At 69.6% G+C, this 20,367-nt stretch carries 18 protein-coding genes; 3 read left to right on the forward strand and 15 right to left on the reverse strand.

The window, feature by feature from the left end:
- Nucleotides 1-14: 14 nt before the first annotated feature.
- The 4 genes from R3A49_08725 to R3A49_08740 all read right to left on the reverse strand — a co-directional run bounded on the left by R3A49_08725 (nt 15) and on the right by R3A49_08740 (nt 2,590).
- A complete protein-coding gene (locus R3A49_08725) occupies nt 15-518 on the reverse strand; it encodes a hypothetical protein (protein ID MEZ5170812.1) in 504 nt (167 codons plus the stop codon).
- On the reverse strand, nt 518-865 hold the full coding sequence (locus R3A49_08730) for a helix-turn-helix transcriptional regulator (protein ID MEZ5170813.1): 348 nt from the start codon (nt 863-865) through the stop codon (nt 518-520). The genes R3A49_08725 and R3A49_08730 overlap by 1 nt, the downstream gene beginning before the upstream one ends.
- A gap of 63 nt (nt 866-928) precedes the next feature.
- The gene (locus R3A49_08735) at nt 929-1,726 is read right to left on the reverse strand and encodes a hypothetical protein (protein ID MEZ5170814.1); all 798 of its coding nucleotides are present in this window, start codon (nt 1,724-1,726) and stop codon (nt 929-931) included.
- 6 nt (nt 1,727-1,732) lie between these two features.
- A complete protein-coding gene (locus R3A49_08740; GenBank protein ID MEZ5170815.1) occupies nt 1,733-2,590 on the reverse strand; it encodes a methyltransferase domain-containing protein in 858 nt (285 codons plus the stop codon).
- A gap of 168 nt (nt 2,591-2,758) precedes the next feature.
- Here R3A49_08740 and R3A49_08745 point away from each other — a divergent pair, with 168 nt between their 5' ends.
- Nucleotides 2,759-4,159 (forward strand): alpha/beta hydrolase-fold protein, encoded by a 1,401-nt coding sequence (locus tag R3A49_08745; protein MEZ5170816.1) that lies wholly within the window; start codon nt 2,759-2,761, stop codon nt 4,157-4,159.
- A 36-nt stretch (nt 4,160-4,195) separates the two neighbouring features.
- Here the strand turns inward: R3A49_08745 and R3A49_08750 are convergent, their stop codons facing one another.
- From R3A49_08750 to R3A49_08760, 3 genes are all read right to left on the reverse strand, one after another.
- The gene (locus R3A49_08750) at nt 4,196-5,314 is read right to left on the reverse strand and encodes a hypothetical protein (protein MEZ5170817.1); all 1,119 of its coding nucleotides are present in this window, start codon (nt 5,312-5,314) and stop codon (nt 4,196-4,198) included.
- A gap of 28 nt (nt 5,315-5,342) precedes the next feature.
- Entirely contained in the window at nt 5,343-6,740 is a 1,398-nt protein-coding gene (locus tag R3A49_08755) for an amidase (protein MEZ5170818.1), read from the reverse strand.
- A gap of 88 nt (nt 6,741-6,828) precedes the next feature.
- Nucleotides 6,829-8,616, reverse strand: coding sequence for a CocE/NonD family hydrolase (locus R3A49_08760; protein ID MEZ5170819.1), 1,788 nt, complete (start codon nt 8,614-8,616; stop codon nt 6,829-6,831).
- A 54-nt stretch (nt 8,617-8,670) separates the two neighbouring features.
- Here R3A49_08760 and R3A49_08765 point away from each other — a divergent pair, with 54 nt between their 5' ends.
- Nucleotides 8,671-10,119, forward strand: a complete 1,449-nt coding sequence (locus R3A49_08765) for an MFS transporter (protein ID MEZ5170820.1) — start codon at nt 8,671-8,673, stop codon at nt 10,117-10,119.
- A gap of 24 nt (nt 10,120-10,143) precedes the next feature.
- Here the strand turns inward: R3A49_08765 and R3A49_08770 are convergent, their stop codons facing one another.
- The 3 genes from R3A49_08770 to R3A49_08780 are packed head-to-tail and all read right to left on the reverse strand — an operon-like array spanning nt 10,144 to nt 13,518.
- Nucleotides 10,144-11,247: a C45 family peptidase gene (locus R3A49_08770; protein MEZ5170821.1), complete on the reverse strand. Its 1,104-nt coding sequence runs from the start codon at nt 11,245-11,247 to the stop codon at nt 10,144-10,146.
- 7 nt (nt 11,248-11,254) lie between these two features.
- Nucleotides 11,255-12,718 carry an NAD-dependent succinate-semialdehyde dehydrogenase gene (locus tag R3A49_08775; GenBank protein MEZ5170822.1) on the reverse strand — a complete coding sequence of 488 codons (1,464 nt, stop codon included), beginning with the start codon at nt 12,716-12,718 and terminating at the stop codon, nt 11,255-11,257.
- The gene (locus tag R3A49_08780; GenBank protein MEZ5170823.1) at nt 12,715-13,518 is read right to left on the reverse strand and encodes an enoyl-CoA hydratase; all 804 of its coding nucleotides are present in this window, start codon (nt 13,516-13,518) and stop codon (nt 12,715-12,717) included. The genes R3A49_08775 and R3A49_08780 overlap by 4 nt, the downstream gene beginning before the upstream one ends.
- Before the next feature lie 147 nt (nt 13,519-13,665).
- Here R3A49_08780 and R3A49_08785 point away from each other — a divergent pair, with 147 nt between their 5' ends.
- Nucleotides 13,666-14,886, forward strand: a complete 1,221-nt coding sequence (locus tag R3A49_08785) for an aminotransferase class III-fold pyridoxal phosphate-dependent enzyme (GenBank protein ID MEZ5170824.1) — start codon at nt 13,666-13,668, stop codon at nt 14,884-14,886.
- A gap of 102 nt (nt 14,887-14,988) precedes the next feature.
- On the opposite strand, the gene R3A49_08790 is transcribed toward R3A49_08785, so the two are convergent.
- The 5 genes from R3A49_08790 to R3A49_08810 are packed head-to-tail and all read right to left on the reverse strand — an operon-like array spanning nt 14,989 to nt 20,129.
- Nucleotides 14,989-15,612 carry a glycerol-3-phosphate acyltransferase gene (locus tag R3A49_08790; GenBank protein MEZ5170825.1) on the reverse strand — a complete coding sequence of 208 codons (624 nt, stop codon included), beginning with the start codon at nt 15,610-15,612 and terminating at the stop codon, nt 14,989-14,991.
- Nucleotides 15,609-16,745, reverse strand: coding sequence for an adenylate/guanylate cyclase domain-containing protein (locus R3A49_08795; GenBank protein ID MEZ5170826.1), 1,137 nt, complete (start codon nt 16,743-16,745; stop codon nt 15,609-15,611). The genes R3A49_08790 and R3A49_08795 overlap by 4 nt, the downstream gene beginning before the upstream one ends.
- A gap of 13 nt (nt 16,746-16,758) precedes the next feature.
- Nucleotides 16,759-17,787: a ketol-acid reductoisomerase gene (gene ilvC, locus R3A49_08800; GenBank protein ID MEZ5170827.1), complete on the reverse strand. Its 1,029-nt coding sequence runs from the start codon at nt 17,785-17,787 to the stop codon at nt 16,759-16,761.
- A 33-nt stretch (nt 17,788-17,820) separates the two neighbouring features.
- Nucleotides 17,821-18,348 (reverse strand): acetolactate synthase small subunit, encoded by a 528-nt coding sequence (gene ilvN, locus R3A49_08805; GenBank protein ID MEZ5170828.1) that lies wholly within the window; start codon nt 18,346-18,348, stop codon nt 17,821-17,823.
- Nucleotides 18,348-20,129, reverse strand: coding sequence for an acetolactate synthase large subunit (locus R3A49_08810; protein MEZ5170829.1), 1,782 nt, complete (start codon nt 20,127-20,129; stop codon nt 18,348-18,350). The genes ilvN and R3A49_08810 overlap by 1 nt, the downstream gene beginning before the upstream one ends.
- Between the last annotated feature and the right edge of the window lie 238 nt (nt 20,130-20,367).

The raw sequence follows: 20,367 nt of genomic DNA on the forward strand, positions 1-20,367 counted from the left end.
CGCGGACGAAGTGGTCAGCCATCCTTGCGGCGGATCTCCTCGTCGAGTGCGTAGAGGATCGGGAGCGTGGCGCGGTCCTTGGGACGATCGGCAGCCTCCTTGGACGAGATGATGTCGGCCAGCGACGCGACCCGGACCCGGTGTCCGGCGATGTCGAACTCGACGCTCCCTGCCGCGAGGGCGTCGTAGCCGGTGAGCCCGGTCGGTGCGAAGGTCACATCGAGATCGCCGCAGCGCGTCGTCGTGTTCAGTGTCGCCATCGAGGCCAGCAACTCCGGGTGCGGCTCGAACGGGACTCCCCCGGGTGCGTCGGGGGAGCGAAGGCGTGCATCCAGATCGCGCAGGGCTGCTGCGAGACGCTCCAGGTTGTCGCGGTCGCCCGCCGGGACGATGTCGGCGTCATTGGTCATGGCGGTCGAACCGTGCAGTACTCCCGCCAGACCACCGACCAGCACGTAGTCGACGTCGTGTGTGTCGAGAACGCCGACGAGGCACTCCGGATCGAGGGGCGCCGGCATCAGCCGACCCGACGCGCGCCCGCCAGCGTACGACTCAGGTTACGGACCGACGCCAGGCGCTCCGACGGGGTCATGGCGAGCTGCTCGCGGAGCTGGGCGCGGTCGACGCCCTCGGGCTCCACGACCAGCGACAGTGACAGGCCGCAGGCGCTCATGATCCGCGCCAGCGTCGAGAGCCGGGGCTCGTCGCGGCCGCTCTCCCAGCGCGAGACGACCGACTGCCTCGTGTGGAGCCGCTCGGCGAGGGCGGCCTGGGTGAGGCCCGCCGCATCGCGGGCGGAGCGGATCAGCGAGGCCACGCTGCCCGTGGGGTCCCGCCCGGCGGTGACGGGTACGGTCATCCTCATGACACCCAGTATATCTGATTCGTGATATCTACATCATGGATCTGATATGGGTTCCGACCGGCCCTACGTGGCCGGTTCGAGGTCGCTCAGGACCAGGGTGGAGTGCTCCTCGAAGGTCGCGAGGCCCTCGAGGTCGAGGTCACGTTCGATGCGCAGCGGGAGCAGGTCGCTCGCGCGCAGCCACAGGGACTCCTCCCACGTGCCGTCGAGGTCGCCCGAGATCCCGTAGCTCGAGTCGAGGCGTACGGCGTCGATGTCGGCGCCGCCGACCTGCGTCACCACGGGACGCGACGAACGTGCCACGCCGTCGACGTCCGCCGTGAGATCGACCGGGCCACCGCTGAGAACGAGCCGGCAGTGCAGGTCGTGCGCCGGTGCGTCGGGCCCGAGGAGTCGGCTCGGATCGCAGGTCATCGTCGCCGTCGGCGACAGCGCCCCGACCTCCTGATGCTTCACATGGGTGTCGAGCCGCAACGACTCCGCGCCGTCGGTGCAGTACGTCGTGTCCTCGGTGTGCTGGTCCAGGAGGTTCAACGTCACCGTGAAACATCCCGGCTCGGTGTGGACCACGACGACGGGGACCACGTCGGGATAGGGCCGCGACTGGGCGGGCAAGGGCCCGAGCTTGACGTCCTCGCCGCCCGTGGCCGAGAAGACGTACACACCTTCGGCGGGGACCTCCCGCTCACCGGCGGCGCCGTCGGACGACGCGATGTTCTCCGGGCGGCCCCGGAAGTCGGCGACGGCTTCCTCCTCGGTGAACGGTGTGGCCCGCCGGGGCCACACCGCGTAGGCCACCGTGCCAACGACGGCCACACCGAGAGCCGCGCTCACCACGAGGATCCACCGGCGCAGCGACACCCCCGCTCACCGACCTCGTCTCGTCGCCGTGAGTGCGAGGGCCTGGAGGTCGGCGGCATTCGCGCGCATGGCCGATCTCATGGCCAGAACGCGTCGTCTCGCGTCGGAATCGAGAGCGACGCGAGCGCCGAACCGGGCCGCGCCCACGATCCCTTCGTCGGCGACGAGGCGCCGCGGCTCCAGGAGGTGCAGCGGCGCTGTGAAGCGCTCGTGAACGTCGAAGCCCGCATCGCTCAGGAGCCCGACCCACCCGGAGACAGTCTCGGGCCGGACACTCACCTTGATCGAGGCGGTGAGGTCGCTGTTGACGGCGGACCGTCGATCGTCGTCGATGGCGTCATCGGCGAAGGCGACCTCGTGGATCCCGACCCGACCCCCGGGGCGGACGATCCGCGCCAGCTCCGTGGCGACATCGCGCTTCAGGCGCTCCGGCTGCATCGTGAGGTACGCCTCGCCGAAGGCCACGTCGGCCGAGCTGTCGGGAAGCCCGGTGGCTGCGGCCGACGCGTGGACGACGGACCGGCCGGGACCCGCCACCACCGCCGCCACGCGACGGGTCGACACCGGGTCGCGGTCGACCCCGCGGTAGCTGGCCGGGTTCCGGGCCAGGACCAGCTCCGTGGTCGAGCCGAGCCCGGGGGCCAGTTCCACGACGTCGTCGTCGGGACCGATGTCGAGTGAGCCCAGCAGAAGGTCGGTCAGCTCACGGCCCCCGGGGCGCAGGACGCGCTTGCCGAGACGCGCCAGCAGCCAGTGGCCGGGCACCCGGTCCGTGGGCAGGGAGTCACCCGGGATGAGACCCTGCTCCCCGGTCGGAGTCCTCACGTTCTCCGGGTCTGCGAGCCCGGTCGGCGGTGCGTGCATGCGGCCCTCCGGATCTGTCGTCAGTAGAGGCTCACCTGAGATAACTCAGGTGAGGCTAAGTTAAGCACCATGTGTGCTCCGGTGCAACCCGAGGCGCCACGGCGCCGTGCGCGACCGGCGCTGCGGGCCACGACTGTTAGGTTCCGCTCACTCGGCAACGGAGCAGGCATGGAGACCGGCACAGCGGATCTCGGGGAGCCGTTCTCGTCCTGGGACGTCGTCGTCACGCCCCACCGCGACGAGGAGCGCGTCCTCATCGTGGCGTTCGACAGCCCGGTGCTCGGTCGCCGCACGGAGTGCATGGTCTGGGTTCCCGACCACTACCGGGGTGCAGGCAATCCCCTCCCGGTGTGCTGGTTCCTCCACGGAACCGTCACCCCCTTCACCCACCCGCTGCTGAAGCGCCTCGTCGCGCGCGCGGAGGACCGGGGCCGCAGGCCTTTGATCTCGTCGGGGCGCGAACGCGCCGTCGGGCCGAAGACGATGGGCTTCGACGAGCTCCTCGACGACGCCCGGTTCCTCGTCGTGGCGCCCGATGCCGGCAAGCCGCCGTGGTGCCCGTCGTGCAACTGGGTCGACGGGCCGCGCTCCCCCGGCCTCGCCGCCGAGACGCACCTCCACGACGAGGCGATGCCACTCATCGAGGCGTTGTTCAGCACGCGCACCGACAGGGCCGGGCGCGCCGTCATCGGGCACTCCATGGGTGGTGGCGGTGCCGCGATCCAGGGGTTCCGTCACCCCGACCGCTTCGGCTTCGTCGGGTGCTCGAGCGGCGTCCTCAGCCTGATGCAGGACCACATGTCCCGCCGGCGTGTCCGCTGGCTGATCTACAACCGCAGCCAGGGTTTCCGGCCTCTCCCTGCCGACGAGATCCACTACCGCAACAACAACCTCCTCGATCTCGCCCCGAACGTCGCGGGGAGCGGGATCGAGCTCGTCGTCGTCATCGGCACCGGCACGGAGAGTGGTGAGGAGTACCTCCCGTACGCACCCGACGAGATCGGGTCGCGCTCCGACGTCACCATGGAGACGGTCCAGCGGCGCGTCAACGACGAGATCGCGCACCGGCTCACGGAAGCGGGTGTGCCGTTCACCTATGTCACGACGACCGGCTACCACTCGATCGGCCGGTCGACGTTCCGACGGTTCTTCCGGGAACGGATGGAGACGGTTTTCGAGCAGGGTGTGCCGGAGCCGGAGACGTTCTCCTACAAGAACGCCGATCCGGCCTTCTCGGTGTGGGGATACGACGTGGAGACCGAGCGCCCCAACACCGAGTTCCTCCACCTCCTGCGGTCGCGTACCGACGGGCGGGACTTCACCATCGCCGGCACCGGAACCGCACACGTCACGACCCCGGCCCGGTTCGAGCCCGGAACGACCGTCGGCGTGACGTCGACAGCGGGTGGCGAACCGCCCGTGTCGAAACAGCGCACCGTCCGGGCGGACGGCCGAATCGAGATCACGCTCGCCCTCGGGGTGCCCCGCCGGGACAACGAGACCTCGCGCGCCGTCGCCCGCGGCGCGTTCCCGTTTCCCCACACCCGGGTCGAGATCCGCACGCCCTGAGGGCGCTCGCGACGAGGTGGAACCGTCGCGGCGTCGTCACGGACCGGGTATGTCGGCGTCGACCAGGACGCGTGCCGCCTCGATGACCGCTGCCCGGACGGCCTCGAGAGCCTCGGGTGCCGTGACCGCCTCGGGTACGTCATCAGGTGTGTGGAACCGGTCGAAGCCGCCGGTGCACGAGAGAAGCGGGACGGCGAACCGCCTCCACTGCTCCCCTTCCCCGATCCAGTCGCCCGGACCGGGCACCGTCGTCAGGCCGACCGGCGACAACGCCCGGGCCAGGGGACGGAGCGAGTCGTCGTCGACGTTGCTCATGGCGAGTCGCAGGTCGGACAGCTCGCACACACCGTCGGTCACGGCCCCCGCCGCCAGGGACGCCCCGCAGTGCAGGACCGCGCGTGGTGCCACCTCCGAGGCGGTGAGCCAGTGACGAACTCCCAGATGCTCCAGCTCGTGGCCCGTCGTGCCCACGAACAGAACGGGTAGGCCCCCGACGGCGAGATCCGACACCACCTCCAGCGCCACCGCGATCCCGGTGGCCCGCTCACCGGCACACGTGAACCACCCCGTGAGCGGAGTCGTCACGACCACGGGATCCTCACCCACGGGGCCGAGGCGGGCGACGACCGTCTCGCTGCGCCCGGCGACGAGCTGCGCCGAGACCTCGGCGCTCGTGGGGCCCGCTGCCACCCGCTCCGCGTCGGACCCGGCCACGAGAACGGTCACCGGGCCGTCGTCGACCTCGGGAACGACATTCTCCGCGACGACCGGTCCCTCTCCCCGACCGGTGGCGAGCACCGCGATCTCTGCGCCCACGTCGCGTGCGTCGTGGCGGCGTTCCCGAAGATCGACGGCCGCGACGCCACGGAACATCTCCAACGACGCCACGAACGGCGCATCAGTGGAGAAGGACCCGGTTCCCGAGTAGTAGAGAGGGAGGCAGGGAACCCGGGCACCGTCGGCAACCACCGAGGCGGTCGCCTCGAAGCGGTCGAACGTGTACGGCACCCGTTCGACGGCCGCGCCTCGCCGCTCCAGCGCCGCCGCGACGAGATCCCGCGTCGCGTCATCGGCCGGTGTGCCCGTCCGGTGGTTCCCGAGCGCGGCGTACCGGCAGACGAGGTCGTACATCACCGCCCCGGTCGACATCGTCACAGCGGACAGCGCCGACCCGGTCGTGGGCCTACGGCGCGGGTTCGCCCGCGGCGGGGTCGAGGAGGTGATCGACGAGCGGGGCGTGGCGGCGCCACGGACGGATGTCCTCGAGCTGCTTCGCCACCGAGAGGAGAAGCTCCTCACCACCGTCGGGAGCGATGAGCTGAACGGCGAGCGGCGTCCCGTCCGGGTGGACGCCCGCCGGGACCGACATGGCCGGATAGCCCGCCAGGTTCCAGCGACCGGTGAAGGGAACGAACTCGGCGGCACGGGCGTTGGCGAGCGCAGACCGGCGGCACCATCCTTCGGCGGGGATCGGCGGTCTCGCGAGTGTCGGTGTCATGAGAAGATCCATGTCCTCGAAGAACGCCCCGACCTCGGCGCGCCACTGATCGCGCTGGTCGTCCTTCACGAGCCCCAGGAGGTTCACGATCCGCCCCGCGTGCACGTACAACCGTGTGCGCCGCTCGATCAACCGTATCGGGAGGCCCTGCGCGGAGTCGGCGATACCGGCCGAGGCGCGCAGGCCCGACCCGAGCAGCGTGCCTCTCCCTTCGGGGGGATCGGACTCGAAGAGCTCGTGACCCGCGCCGGCGAGGAGGACGGCGGTCTCGCGCACAGCCGCGCCGATCACCGGATCGAGGGTGTGCCCCTGGGCCGGGACCGCCACGGACCAGCCGATGCGGAGCCCACCCGTCGGCGCTTCCGGTCGTAGCAGGTCGGGCCGGTCCGCCATCACGCTGAGCGTCGTAGCCAGGTCGTCGATCGTCGTGGCCAGCGGGCCGTCGACCGACAGCCCGCGCCAGCCACCACCCTCGATCTCACTCGGAACGACCCCGCTGCCGGGCTTGATGCCGACGAGGCCGCAGCAGGCGCTGGGGATCCGGATGGACCCGCCACCGTCGCTTCCGTGCGCCACGGGAACGAGGCCCGCCGACACAGCTGCGGAGCTCCCCCCCGACGATCCACCCGGCGTGCGGCTCAGGTCCCAGGGGTTGCGTGAGACGCCGAAGGCCGAGTCGGTCCACGCCGAGGTGCCGAACTCCGGCATCTTCGTCTTGCCGATGACGATGCCGCCTGCGGCCCGGATCCGGCGCACGATCCCGTCGTCGTGGTCCGCCGGTTCGGCCGGCGTGGCGAGCGATCCACGGCGCCACGGGAGGCCCTCGACGGCGATCGAGTCCTTGATGGCGACCGGGACACCCGCCAGGGGGAGCCGGTCGAGATCGTCACGCTGTTCCAGTGCGGCAGCAGCGGTCAGGGCCCGCTCGGCGTCGACAACCTGGAACGCGCCGAGCATGGAGTCGAACGCCCCGATGTGCTCGAGATGCGCGCGCACGACGTCGGTGGGAGCGACCCCGCGCCGCTGCACCGCGCGGGCGATCCCGGAGGCGCTGAGCCCGACGAGGCTCCGTCCGTTGTCCATCGGGCTTCTCCTCCGGCGGCGACCGTTCCCCACAACGTCTAGCGTGTGAACGCTCGTTCACGCAACTGTGGCCGCCGCCACGACGTGGTCAGCGGTCGAGCACGGCGGGCATCACGGCCATCGCCCCGGCCAGACGCTCCGCGGCAAGGTCCTCGGCGGCGGGCTGGACCGGCAGCACGACCCGCGACGGGTGCTCGGGGTCGTGCAGGACCGTCTGCTCGGCCACCGTGGCCTCCGTGTCGTCGGCGATGGGCTTGCCCGTGTTCATGTTCCGGACGAAGTGCGGGAACGCCGAGGAGGTCACCTGGACTCGGACCCGCTGGCCCGGCTCGAAGCGGTACGCCGTCTGGCCGAGGCTGATCGTGAACTCGTACGGCGTCCCCGGCTCCATGAGCTCCGGATCCTGCCAGTCGTTGCGCGTCCGGGCCCGCATGTACCCGTCGGCCAGGTTGGCGGACAGGCCGTCCCGGTCGACGACGCACAGCTTCACGATCCAGTCGGTGTCCACCGCACTCGATGCCGCCCACAGGTGCAGGACGACGTCACCGGCGATCTCGAACGGCTCGGTGAGCTCCTCGGACGTGTAGCAGAGCACGTCGCCGCGTCGCTCCACACGGGTCTGCTCGTGCGGACCGTTGACGACGGAGCCTCCGGTGTACATGACCCGGAACCCCCACGCCGGCACAGGGTCCATCGGGTCGTAGCGGTACGCGTCGGGTCGCTCCCCCTCCGACGCAGGCTCACGGTCGAGACGCCCGTCACCCTCGGACGTGTTCGCCTGCCCGCCCGACCGCAGGTACATGTCGCGGAACTCGGTGCCCGGGATCGGCCAGGCGTCGGCCGTCTTCCACACGTTGCTGCCCATCACGAAGTAGCGGACGACGGGAATGTCGACGTCCTCGCCGCGCAGGTGACGCGAGAAGAAGGTCAGGTGTGACTGTGGCACGGCCCCTCCCGGCGCCGAGCCCAGGCCGCCGACCCCGAACTGTCCGACGAAGTCGAGGGCGTAGTTGTGTGTCCACGGCCCGATGATCATGCGGCTCTCTGTGCGGGCGGTGCTCGTTGCAGCCGCGGATCCCATCGTCTCGAACATCTCGGTCCCACCGGCGTTGTCGTACCAGCCAAAGCACCACAGCGCCGGTACCTCGAAGGCTTCGAAGTGCCTCTCGATCTCCACGTTGGCGTGGACGAGCATCTCCTCCACCTCCGCGTACGAGGGGTTTCCCGGAGTCTGGAGGTTGAGGAGATCGGACAGGGGCAGCGTCTCCGACGGCCGCGCCGGGTCGGTGATCGCCTCCGCGAGCTTCGTCAGGTCGTCGGTGTTCGCCTCACCGGACTCCATCTTCTTCATGACGTTGTCGACGCCGAGGCCCGCCAGCCAGCCGACCGTCATCGACTCGAGCGGGAGGCTGTGGCGCATGGCGCGCTCGGCGGGCATTCCGAGGAGCCACGGAGCGATGGCCTTCAGGGACGACGGCCGACCGGCCGCGGCGGCCAGTTGGGTGACTCCGACGTACGAGCCGCCTGTCATACCGACGTTGCCGTCACACCAGGGCTCGGACGCCACCCACTCGATGCAGTCGACCCCGTCCTCGACGTTGGCGGCGTGGAGATGGACGATGTCCCACTCGCCCTCCGACGCGAAGCGGCCACGGATGTCCTGGATCACGACGGCGAAGCCCTTCTCGCACGCGGTGAGCGGAGGAAGGAAGCGCGTCTGGTCGATGGAGGTGTTGGCCTTCTCGTAGGGCGTGCGCATCACGATGGCCGGGACCTTCCCGGTGCTCTCGGGGCGGTACACGTCGGCACGCAGAACGGTGCCGTCGCGCGTCGTCATCTCCTGGTCGCGGTCGATGCGAATGCTGTTCAGCGCCATGCGGGTCCTCCATCATCAGAGGTGAACGCGTGTTCACGCTAGCGTCCTGCACCGATGGACGACGCCGCGAGCCCACGGCCGGGAACCGCCGAGCTCGAAACCCGGGTCTCGTCGCTACGCGGGCGCTTCCCCACGTACCCGCTGACGTTCCTCGGCGTGATCATCGCCGTCGGCGCCATCGACTTCGCCGACCGGGCCGTGCTGGCGGTCGTCTTCGAGGACATCAAGACGCAGTTCGGCGTCAGCGACACCGCTCTCGGGTCGCTCGTCGCCGCCTACACGGTCGTCGCGACACTCTCGGTCATCCCCTGCGGGATCCTCGCCGACCGTTGGAAGCGCGTGTGGCTGATCGCGCTCGGCTTCCTGCCGTGGTCGCTCGCCATGTTCTGGCAGGGTGCCGCCACGTCGTTCGCGATGCTCTTCGTGGCGCGGATGTTCCTCGGCTCCATCGAGGCGACCAACGGGCCGAGCTCGCTGTCCCTCGTGGGCGACTGGTACCCCGTCGAGCGACGCAGCCGGGTCATGGGGATCTGGAGGTCCTTCGAGATCATCGGTTCGGCCCTCGGCGCCGGCATCGCCGGGGTCATCGCCACCGCACTGGGCTGGCGGGCACCCTTCTTCGTCTTCGGTGGGCTCGGGCTCGTGAGCGCGGCCGTGGTGCTGCGGGTGCTGAGGGAGCCCGAACGGGGTCTTCCCGATGCACTCCACCAGGCGGAGCAGCAGCTCGCCCGTGCCCGGGGGGAGACCACCGACTTCGCCGGTTCGGACACCAGGTCCGGAGCGGTGGGTTCCCCGTCCACAGCGACGCCGGACACGGCTCCCGACGCCATCGACTACCACCGTGCCCCGTTGCGAGTGGCACTGAGACGGATCGTCGGCACACGAACCGCCTGGGTGATGGTCGTGGCGGCCTCGGTCGGCCTGTTCGCCTCGACCGGGCTCGGTGCGTGGGTGACGACGTTCTTCCGGCGCTTCCACGACATGAGTGCCGCCGGTGCCGGGGGCGTCACCGTCATCTTCGGTGCTGCGGCACTCGCGGGGCTGCTCGTGGGCGCCCGGGCGGGCGACCGGCTGACGGCCGTGGGGCGCGGGCGAGACCGCGTGAAGCTCGCCGCCGTGTGTTACGCCGCAGCGTGGTTCATGTCGGTCCCCGGCTTCGCCCTCGACAACACGGTTGTCGCCGTTGCCTTCCTGGTCGCCGCGGGGTTCCTCGTCTCCGTGCCGATCGCCCCGCTGTGGGCCATGTGGCTCGACATCCTCGTCCCGCAGCTCCGGGGGCGCGCCGACGCGCTGTTCTCGATCATCCGGGTCCTCGCCATCTCCACGGCACCGCTCGTCATCGGGGCGATCTCCGACGCCACCGACCTGCGCGTGGCCTTCCTCGCGGCCATGCCGGTCGTGCTCCTGAACGCCCTGATCATCCTCCTGGCCCTCAACAGCTACCCACGCGACGTCGCCCGCGCCCGGGCGGACGCCCTGGCCCAGGTCGGGCCCGAGGGATAGAGGCCGCCGGGCCCGCGCGACGGGTCATTCGAACGTGTGGGTCTCGAACGACGTGTGATCGGGTGGGCCGGGTGCGACGTGGAGAACCGGTTCGTCGCTCAGGTCCATGACGACCGAGGCGAACGTCATGAAGTCGCCCACCCCCGACGGCACGACACTCACCGGCGTCGACCGGTCGCACAACGCGTCGCGCAGCCGCTCGACCGAGAACGGTTCCGAATCGTCCAGCAGCCGCTCGGCGAGCAATTCGAAGCGCGGCCGGGTCGTCGAGGGTGGCCGCCGCGACCGATGCGTCGCCGTCGCGATACTCGGGCGATCGGTGGCGAGGTCGTCGTTCGCCAGGTGGTGGTTCGTGTGGACGACCCTCCCGGCCCGTGTGTCGAGCTCCTGTGCCCGGCCTGCTGAGCACTCGACGTCGACGATGCCGCTCGGCGAGCCCACGAGGTAGTTCTGGCCCGAGGCGTGCGCGACGGAGTGGAGGAACTCGGCAGCGGCCCCCAGAGTGCTGCACGCCAGGACACCTCTGATGACGAAGGCGACCGGTAGGCCCGTCGGGGAGGGCGCGAGCTCCGGGAGCGAGTTGACACACACGCCGACACCGGCCCGGTTCAGCCCGGTGAGACCGATCATCCCGGCGGTCGTGACCACGAGCGACTCGGGAACCGCACCGGTCGCCCGCGAGTGCAGGAGGACCTGGGAGCCGTCGTGGTACGCCTCGATGTCCATGTTCTGGCCGATGATCCTGTGGCCTTCCGACGCCGACCCACCGGCCGCGCTGCAATGCTCGGCGGCGTCGACACGCCGCGCCACGTAGCGCTCGCGGTACCACCATTCCTCGTCGAGGAGCTGCCAGGCCGTGCATGCCGGTTCCGACAGGCCCGCTCCCTCGGCGATCCCGGTGACCTCCTCCAGCAGGTCGGGAGTCCACCGCCGGATCGCTGTGCGGAAGTCGGTGGTGTCGAGAAACTCCTCGAAATAGGAGTCGACGCGCTCCCCGACGTCGAGGGCGATGTCGTCGTGCCACCGTCCGATGACGTCGTGAATCAGCTCACGTGCCTCCTCTCCGTGCGCGCGGCCCCGCTCTTGCGGGCCGCCCGAGACCTCGATCACACGGAGCTGCGGCGTCACCGGTTCGTCACAGGTTGACCGCCACATATTTCGTCTCGAGGAACTCGAGGATCCCGGCCGTTCCACCCTCCCGACCGAGGCCGGATTCCTTCACCCCGCCGAAGGGTGCCGCCGGATTGGAGACCATTCCCTGGTTGAGCCCGACCATGCCCGTCTCGAGCGCCTCGGACACGCGCAACGCACGCTTCACGTCGCGGGTGAAGACGTAGGAAACGAGGCCGTACTCGGTGTCGTTCGCTTGTTCGACGGCCTCTTCCTCTCCCGCGAAGGTCGTCACTGGCGCGACAGGTCCGAAGATCTCCTCGTGGAACATGTCGGCCGAGGTCGGGACCTCGGCGAGCACCGTCGGTTCGTAGAAGTAGCCGGGGCCTTCGATGTGTGCCCCGCCGATGACGGCACGCGCCCCGTGCTCGAGTGCATCGGTGACCAGACCGTGCACCTTGTCGCGTGCGCGATCCTCCACGAGTGGCCCGAGATCGACGCCCTCCTCGACGCCGCGACCCACCCGGAGGGAACTCATACGCTCCGCCAACCGCTCGGTGAACTCGTCGGCGATCGATTGGGCCACGAGGAAGCGGTTGGCCGCCGTGCACGCCTCACCGATGTTGCGCATCTTGGCGGTCATCGCACCGTCGAGGGCCTCCTCCAGATCGGCGTCGTCGAACACGAGGAAGGGGGCGTTGCCACCGAGCTCCATGCTCACCCGCAACACGTGATCGGAGGCACCCGCCAGCAGTCGGCGGCCCACCGCGGTGGAACCCGTGAAGGAGAGTTTGCGGAGCCGGGGGTCTCCCAGCAGCGGCTCCACCGTGGCACCCGGGTCGGTCGTCGTGATCACATTGAGAACCCCCGGGGGCAACCCCGCCTCGTCGAAGATTTCTGCGAGCGCCAGAGCCGACAGCGGGGTCTGTTGCGCCGGCTTCCAGACCACCGTGCAGCCCGCCGCCACCGCAGGGCCGATCTTGCGCGTTCCCATGGCGAGAGGGAAGTTCCACGGTGTGATGAGCAGGCTCGGGCCGACGGGCTGGTGCATCACCAACAGGCGACCCGAGCCGTCGGGCGCCACGGAGTAGTCACCACCGATGCGGACGGCCTCCTCGGAGAACCACCGGAGGAACTCGGCGGCATAGGCCACCTCGGCGCGGGACTCCGGTAGTGCCTTGCCCATCTCGAGTGTCATGAGGACGGCGAGGTCTTCTGCGCGTTCGGTCATGGCAACGAACGCGCGCTGCAGGATCTCGCTGCGCTCCCGTGGCGCCACCGCCGACCATCGCGGCTGGATGGCCGAAGCGGCGCCGAGGGCCGCGACGGCGTCTTCGGGCGAGGCGTCCGCCACCGAAGCCAGGATCTCGGCGGTCGAGGGATCCTCCACGTCGAGCGTCCGTGATGCTGTTGCCGGTCGCCACTCGCCGCCGATGAACAGGTCCCCGGGGACCGACTCCACGACCGCGCGCTCGTCCACAACGCTCATCCGTCCGCCTCTGGTCTGCCGGTCGCCTGGTTCCGTCCGCGCGACATGACGGCCTCACGGCGCCCGGCGATGTCGTGGGCGTCGACCGTCCACGACCGGAACGCATCCTGCTCGGCCGCTGTTGCCTCGGCCAGTGTTCCCGACACCGACCTGCGGTACTCCTGCTTCATGCGTCGAACCATCCCGGCATCGTTCCCGGCGATCGTGTGCGCGATCTCGGCCGTGAACGACAGGAGGTCGTCGTGGGAAACGACGTGGTTCACGAGCCCGAGGCGGTGGGCCTCCGCGGCGTCGATGAAGTTCCCCGTGTAGGTCATCTCGGCGGCCATGCGCGGGCCGACCACACGAGGTAGGAGCGAGTTCATCCCTCCACCCGGCAACGCGCCGATCCTCACGTGGGTGTCGGCGAAACGGGCCCGCTCCGACGCCACGAGGAAGTCGCAGTTGAGCGCCATCTCGAACCCACCGGTGATCGCGGCGCCGTTGACGGCGCCGATCACCGGCTGCGGGATGTCGAGGAGAGACCGGTACCAGTTGTCCCGCGTCGTGTCTCCCGGCGCTCCCTTGCGCCCACCGATCCCCGTCTCCGACAACTCCTTCAGGTCGAGACCGGCGCAGAAGCCGGGGTCCGCCCCGGTGAGGACCACGACGGCGACGGCGTCGGAAGAGGCGACGCCTCGGAACGCCGCCGTCAGAGCGGTGTCGAGCGTCGCGCTGATGGCGTTGCGGGCCTCGGGGCGGTTGAGGGTGATGGTGCGGACCGCCCGCTCGTCCGCCACCAGGACCGGCTCGTCGGCCACGGGTTCGTCCTCTCGTCGCTGTTCTGCTCGTCGCTGTCCGGACGCGGCATGTCGCCTCTGCGACGGCATCCTCACCGATAGAGTAGGGGTGAACGGCCGTTCACACCCGGTCGTCAACGTACCGAAGCGACTACGCGGGAGCTCTCTGTGCCACCGGCGTTCCTCCATCCGTTCGCGTCCCCGGCGTCCGACGACTACACGACGATCGTGCGGGGCGAGGGCGCGGTCGTCTTCGACGCCGACGGGAACCGCTATGTCGACGCCCTGGCATCGCTGTGGTACTGCGGCGTCGGGCACGGGCGACAGGAGATGATCGCGGCCATCACCGCACAGCTCGAGGCCCTCGAGGCCTTCCACACCTTCGAGCGCTACACGAACGAGCCGGCCGAGACGCTGACCAACGAGCTCGCCTCCCTGGCGCCGCTCCCGGGCGCGCGGGTGTTCCTGGCCGACTCGGGATCGGAGGCCGTCGACTCCGCCATCAAGTTGGCGCGTCTGGCTCACTTCCTCGGTGGTGACGAGGACCGGACCCTCATCGTGAGCCGGCAGCACGCCTACCACGGGGTCACGCTCGGCGGTACGTCGGCCCAGGGGCTGCCCGCCAACCGCGAAGGCTTCGGGGAGCTGCTCCCTCGCGTCGAGGTGGAGCACGACGACCTGGACCATGTCGAGCGCGTGATGGCCGAGCGCGGCGGCGAGGTCTCGATCGTTCTCGCCGAGCCCGTGATCGGAGCCGGTGGCGTCCGGCCACCCGAGCCCGGTTACCTCGAAGGGCTACGCGCGCTGTGCGACGAGCACGGCGCGCTGCTCTGCTTCGACGAGGTGATCTGCGCGTTCGGGAGGCTCGGGCGTTGGTGGGGCGCAGAGCGCTACGGCGTGGTGCCCGACCTCGTGACCTTTGCCAAGGGCGTGACGTCGGGGTACATCCCCCTCGGCGGAGTACTCGTCGGCCGGAAGGTCCGTGAGCGGCTGGAGGCGGATCCCGGGTACGTGCTCCGGCACGGCCACACCTACAGCGGTCACCCCGTGGCGTGCGCAGCGGGTGTGGCCGCCATCGACATCCTGCGATCGGACGGCCTGCTCGAGCGGGCCGTGACCGTGGGTGAGCGTCTCGTTGCCGGCCTCACCTCGCTGGTCGACGGTGAGCGCATCCTGTCGGTCCGTGGTGAGGGGGCGCTACGCGCCGTGGAGCTCGCCGCCCATGTTCCTGTCGCCGCCGTCCGCGACGCCATGCGTGAGCGTGGCGTGATCTCGCGGGCGATCCCACCGTCAACGATCGCGTTCTGCCCACCCCTCGTGATCGGCGACGACGACCTCGACCTCTGTGTCGAGGTCCTCGGCGACGCCATCGAGGCCGTCAGCCCCTGAGAAGCCACCGTCCGCGGTGAACCCCTGCCGAGATGGTGCGTTTTCCGGGTCATGGAGCCAGTTTCCGCACCAACTCGGGATCACGCAGTGAGGTTGACGGTGTCACGCCGCGGTTCCCCGGCGGCGAGCCGAGCGGAACTTGTGGAGGATCAGCCCACTGCCCACGACCGAAAAGGCCACGAGACCCCGACTCGGGGGCGGTCCCCAGCCATTGGGGAGGTCGCCCCTCCACCATGCGAGCGACGAGAGAGTCCAGACCGCCGCGTTGGTCTGAACGGTGCGCTCCGCATGACGGGAGCCCGCGACGCCTGCCGCGGCAACGGCGGCGTCGATCGGGAAGAACGCGGGGAACACGGCCAGGCATGCCCCGGCCGACGTCGCGACGCCCTTGCCCCCCCGGAACCCGGTCCACGGCGGGTAAATGTGCCCGGCGATGGACGCGGTTGCGGCCGTGTACGCCCCACCGTCGCCACCTATGCCCCGGCCGACGAAGCCCGCCAGAGCGCCCTTCGCGACGTCGGCGAGGATGACCGCCGCACCCCACGTCGTGCCCAGCACCTGACCGGCGTTGACACCCCCGGGGTTGCCGCTGCCTTCGCGACGCAGATCCCGTCCCTCCCCCGGGGCCAGACGTGCGGCGAGGTCAGCCGACGGGAACGATCCGACGAGGTAGCCCACGGCGCCGGCGACCAGGCCCCGGGTCAGTCCGTTCCGTTGGAGTCTCACCGATCACCTCGGGCTCGCCACCGGCGCAGGACCCACGACTTCACCTTCCCCAACCCCTCGAGGTCGTGATCCGATGTCCGCTTCGTGAAGAAATCCCTGCCCCGATGCTCGTCGAGTGCCGATGCAACGGCCTCGTCGATCAGCACCGTCCCGGGATACGCCATGCCCACGAGGCGTGCCGCACGGTTGACGGTCGAGCCGTAGAAGTCACCCTGTGTCGCCAGGGTCGGTCCGCGCGCGAGGGCCACGCGCAGGTCGGCGCCGAGTTCGGAACGACTCAGGTCGATGAGCTCCAGGGCGACGAACGCCGCAGTCGGTGCGTCCGGCATCACGAACATGACCTCGTCGCCGATCGACTTCACGACACGGCCGTCGTACCGCGAGACGACGTCGGTGGCCATCGCCTCGAACCGCTCGACCAGTCGCCCGAGGTCCACGGAGCTGAGGACCAGCACCGAGGCTGTGAAGCCCACGATGTCGGCGAAGCCCACCGTGTGGTCGGTTCCGGACTCGTTGTCGGATGCGCCCAGCAGGGTCCGCCGGAAGGAGTCGAGGAGGTGCCGACGGAATTGGTAACGCACGAGCTCCTCCATCAGCGGCGCCGTCTGCGAGGCAGCCTGCACGAGGAGGTCACCGTCGCCGGGCAGATCGGGATCGACCGCGCGTGCGGCCTCGATCTGCTCCATGAGTGCGCTCGTGTAGCTCTCGGTGATCCGCGCCATGGAGCGTCCGATCACACGGGCCTCGCGGAAGACCGTCTCCTCGTCGACCGTGCCGTCGATGAGCATCTGCTCCGCGCTCTGGAGCGCGACGAGGTCGTCGACGTAGAGAGCGGGCTGGTCCTCGGGGAGCCCGGCGAAACCGAGGGCCCGCCACAGTGCCCGGACGGCTTCCGAGTCCGTCTCGACCCGTTCGAACAGCTCGGCAGGAGTCAGCCGCCCACGATCGGGAAAGAGGATGTGTTCCATGGCCAGGAGGGCCAGAGCTCGAGACCCCTCGGCGCGCGCCGCGGCAATGTCGTCGGCGGGTACGCCGTGGGAATCGAGGATTGCCGCCAAGTCGATTGTCGGGTCGAACGAGTGGAGAGATTCCATCGGGTCGTCGTGAACGGCCACCTCGTCGTCGCCCGGCACAGCTGGAGGGCGCTCAACCGCCGGAGACGTCGCTCGGACGCGCCTTGCCCGCTCCGATCCAGGGCATCATCGCCCGCAGCCGCTCCCCGACGTCTTCCACCGGGTGCTGGGCCCCCCGGCGCTGGAGCGCCTTGTAGGTCGGACGACCCGCCCGGTTCTCGTTGATCCACTCGGTGGCGAAGCGGCCGCTGCGGATCTCGTCGAGGATGCGGCGCATCTCGGCGCGGGTCTCCTCGGTGATCACACGCGGCCCGCGGGTCATGTCGCCGTACTCGGCGGTGTCAGAGATCGAGTACCGCATGTTCGTGATGCCGCCCTCGTAGATGAGGTCGACGATGAGCTTCACCTCGTGCAGCGTCTCGAAGTACGCCGACTCGGGCTGGTACCCGGCGTCGACCAACGTGTCGAAGCCCGCCTTGATCAGCTCCACGACACCACCGCAGAGAACGACCTGCTCACCGAAGAGATCGGTTTCGGTCTCCTCCTCGAACGTGGTCTCGAGCACACCCGCCCGGGTGCCTCCGATGGCACGGGCGTACGAGAGCGCTGTCTCCTTCGCTTTCCCCGACTCATCGGCGTGCACCGCGACGAGCGAGGGCACACCACCGCCCTCCTCGAACGTCCGCCGTACAAGGTGGCCGGGACCCTTGGGGGCGATCATCCACACGTCGATTCCTGCCGGCGGGTCGATCTGGTCGAAGTGGATATTGAAACCGTGGGCGAAGGCGAGGGCGTCGCCGTTCTCTAGATTGGGTTCGATGTCCTCCGCGTAGACACGGGCCTGCTCGGTGTCGGGGAGCAGCACCATGATCACATCGGCCTCGCGGCACGCCTCAGCTGTCGACAGCACACGGAGCCCGGCCTCCTCGGCCTTGGCCCGCGAGCGCGAGCCCTCACGCAACCCGACGCGCACGTCGACCCCTGACTCCTTGAGGTTCAGGGCGTGGGCGTGCCCCTGCGACCCGTAGCCCAGGATGGCCACCTTGCGGCCTTCGATGAGCGCCGGGTCGGCGTCGGCGTCGTAGTAGATCGTGGCGGGCATGTCTCCTCCTCGGAGCCTCGGGTCGGGCAGGTCTCAGCCCGGTTGGTTCTTGACGGCGTGCAGGGCGGTCGGCGCGCGAACGAGGCGCGGGAGCGCGATCCGGCCGGTGCGCTGGAGCTCGACGATGCCGAACGGGTTGAGCAGGTCGGTGAGAGCGTCGAGCTTGTCGGGATCCCCCGCCACCATCACGGTGAGCGTGTCGTGGCCGACGTCGTCGATCTTGGCCTCGAAGATCGACGTGAGATCACTGAGATGGCTGCGCGCATCGCCCGACGCCTTCACCGTGACGAGCATGAGCTCGCGCTCCACCGCGTCGCTCGGTGCGAGCTCCACGATCTTGATCACGGGGACCAGCTTGTTGAGCTGCTTGGTGATCTGCTCGAGGGGTGTGGACTCCACGTCGACGACGATCGTCATCCGGCTCACGCGCTCGTCCTCCGTGGGGCTCACGGCCAGCGAGAAGATGTTGAAACCACGTCGGGAGAAGAGCCCCGAGACTCGCGAGAGGACGCCGGGCCTGTTCTGCACGAGAACGCTCAGGATGTGGTGCCGGGTCAGCATCAGTGACCACCCTCCCCGTGTGCGGGCCCCAGGATGATGTCGTCGTTCGCGCCGCCCGCGGGAACCATCGGGTACACCTTCTCGGTGTAGTCGACCCGGAAGTCGATGACCACCGGGCGGTCGTTGATTGCGTTGGCCTTCTCGATGGTGGGCGCCACGTCGGCGGGGCTGTCGACACGGAATCCCACACATCCCATGGCTTCGGCCCACTTGACGTAATCGGGGAGGTCGGGCGACAGGTACACCTCGCTGTAGCGCTCCTCGTAGAACAGCTCCTGCCACTGCCGGACCATGCCGAGGTAGGCGTTGTTCAAGATGGCGATCTTCACCGGGATCTGCTCGGCCGCCGCCGTCACGAGCTCCTGGGCGGTCATCTGGAAGCAGCCGTCGCCGTCCACGGCCCACACGGTCCGCTCCGGCATCCCCGCCTTGGCGCCGACAGCAGCCGGCACGGCGAAGCCCATCGTCCCGAGGCCGCCGGAGTTCACGAAGGTGTAGGGCTCGTTGAAGCGCCAGTACTGGCTGGTCCACATCTGGTGCTGGCCGACACCCGCCACGACGATGGTGCCCTCGGGCGACAGGTCGCGCAGCTGCTCGAGGCAGTACTGCGGCTTGAGGGGGCCCGAGTCGACCTGGTCGTAGACGAGGGGGAACTCGCGCTTCCACTCGTCGATCTGCCGGTCCCAGCTCGTCCGGTCGCACAACGGCCCGTCCGAGAGGAGCTTCTTCGTCTCGGCGACGATCCCCTCGATGACGTTGCGCGCATCACCCACGATCGGCACGTCGGGTCGTCGGACCTTCCCGACCTCCGCAGGGTCGATGTCGACGTGCACGACCATGGCATCGGGTGCGAAGGCGTCCACCTTGCCGGTGACGCGGTCGTCGAACCGTGAACCGAGCGCCAGCAGCAGGTCGCACTTCTGGATGGCCGTGACCGCCGTGTAGTTGCCGTGCATGCCGGGCATCCCGAGGGCCAGCTCATGGTCGTCGGGGAACGCTCCCCGGGCCATGAGCGTCGTCACGACGTGGATGTCGGTGAGTTCGGCCAGCTCCCGCAGCGTTTCGGCGGCACGGGCCTTGAGGATCCCCCCGCCGGCGTAGATGACCGGGCGCTCCGACTCCACGATCAGGCGGGCCGCCTCCTTGATCATGCGCGGATGACCACGGGTCGTCGGCCGGTAGCCGGGCATGTCGACCGAGTCCGGCCAGTACCACTCCATCTGCTGGTTGGACACGTCCTTGGGAACGTCGATGACAACAGGCCCGGGACGGCCCGTCGTCGCGACGTGGAAGGCCTCCGTGATCACGGTGGGGATGTCGGCAGCGTCGGTGATGAGCCAGTTGTGCTTCGTGACCGGCATCGTGATCCCGGTCGTGTCGCACTCCTGGAAGGCGTCGGAACCGATCGCTGTCGTCGGCACCTGGCCCGTGATGACCACGAGGGGGGTCGAGTCGAGCATGGCGTTGGCGAGCGGTGTCACGATGTTGGTGGCCGCGGGGCCGCTCGTGACCATCGCCACACCCGGACGGCCCGTGACCTGCGCGTAGCCCTCCGCCATGTGCCCGGCGCCCTGCTCGTGGCGCACGAGGACGTGGCGGATCGACGACTCGATGAGAGGGTCGTAGACCGGCAGGATCGCTCCGCCGGGGAGGCCGAACATCACCTCCACCTCCATCATCTCGAGGCTCTTGATCAGGGCCTGGGCGCCGGTGAGTTGCATGGCTGCAACCTTTCTCGTCTCGGTCGTTTCGGGTCGGTCGGGGTCTCGGGATCCGGGCACGAAAAACCCCCCGCCACGGGCGAGGGGTGGGTCAGCGTACGGACGCGCCGGAGCGCTCCGTACGCTACGGAACTACGAGAAGCGGAGCAGGGGCGGCGCAGGTGGTCGTGTCCATGGACTGACCATTGTGCACGGTGGTGCCGACACCCGCAAGTCGGAATGTCGCGTTTCTCCAATGGTCACATCGTGGCGTTTCCAGAGCCGCATTCGTTCAGATCGGGCCGTCGGGCGCCGAGTA

This window comes from Acidimicrobiia bacterium, from assembly GCA_041394025.1.
Classification (GTDB): domain Bacteria; phylum Actinomycetota; class Acidimicrobiia; order IMCC26256; family JAOSJL01; genus JAOSJL01.

Bases quoted from the DNA above. Each gene is read 5' to 3' on its own strand.
- R3A49_08760 (MEZ5170819.1), bottom strand. From the start codon at position 8,616: ATGGCGCTGAACAGCATTCGCATCGACCGCGACCAGGAGATGACGACG.
- ilvC (MEZ5170827.1), bottom strand. From the start codon at position 17,787: ATGCCCGCCACGATCTACTACGACGCCGACGCCGACCCGGCGCTCATC.
- ilvN (MEZ5170828.1), bottom strand. From the start codon at position 18,348: ATGCTGACCCGGCACCACATCCTGAGCGTTCTCGTGCAGAACAGGCCC.
- R3A49_08775 (MEZ5170822.1), bottom strand. From the start codon at position 12,718: ATGAGCGTTGTGGACGAGCGCGCGGTCGTGGAGTCGGTCCCCGGGGAC.
- R3A49_08745 (MEZ5170816.1), top strand. From the start codon at position 2,759: ATGGAGACCGGCACAGCGGATCTCGGGGAGCCGTTCTCGTCCTGGGAC.
- R3A49_08730 (MEZ5170813.1), bottom strand. From the start codon at position 865: ATGAGGATGACCGTACCCGTCACCGCCGGGCGGGACCCCACGGGCAGC.
- R3A49_08765 (MEZ5170820.1), top strand. From the start codon at position 8,671: ATGGACGACGCCGCGAGCCCACGGCCGGGAACCGCCGAGCTCGAAACC.
- R3A49_08725 (MEZ5170812.1), bottom strand. From the start codon at position 518: ATGCCGGCGCCCCTCGATCCGGAGTGCCTCGTCGGCGTTCTCGACACA.
- R3A49_08740 (MEZ5170815.1), bottom strand. From the start codon at position 2,590: ATGCACGCACCGCCGACCGGGCTCGCAGACCCGGAGAACGTGAGGACT.
- R3A49_08755 (MEZ5170818.1), bottom strand. From the start codon at position 6,740: ATGGACAACGGACGGAGCCTCGTCGGGCTCAGCGCCTCCGGGATCGCC.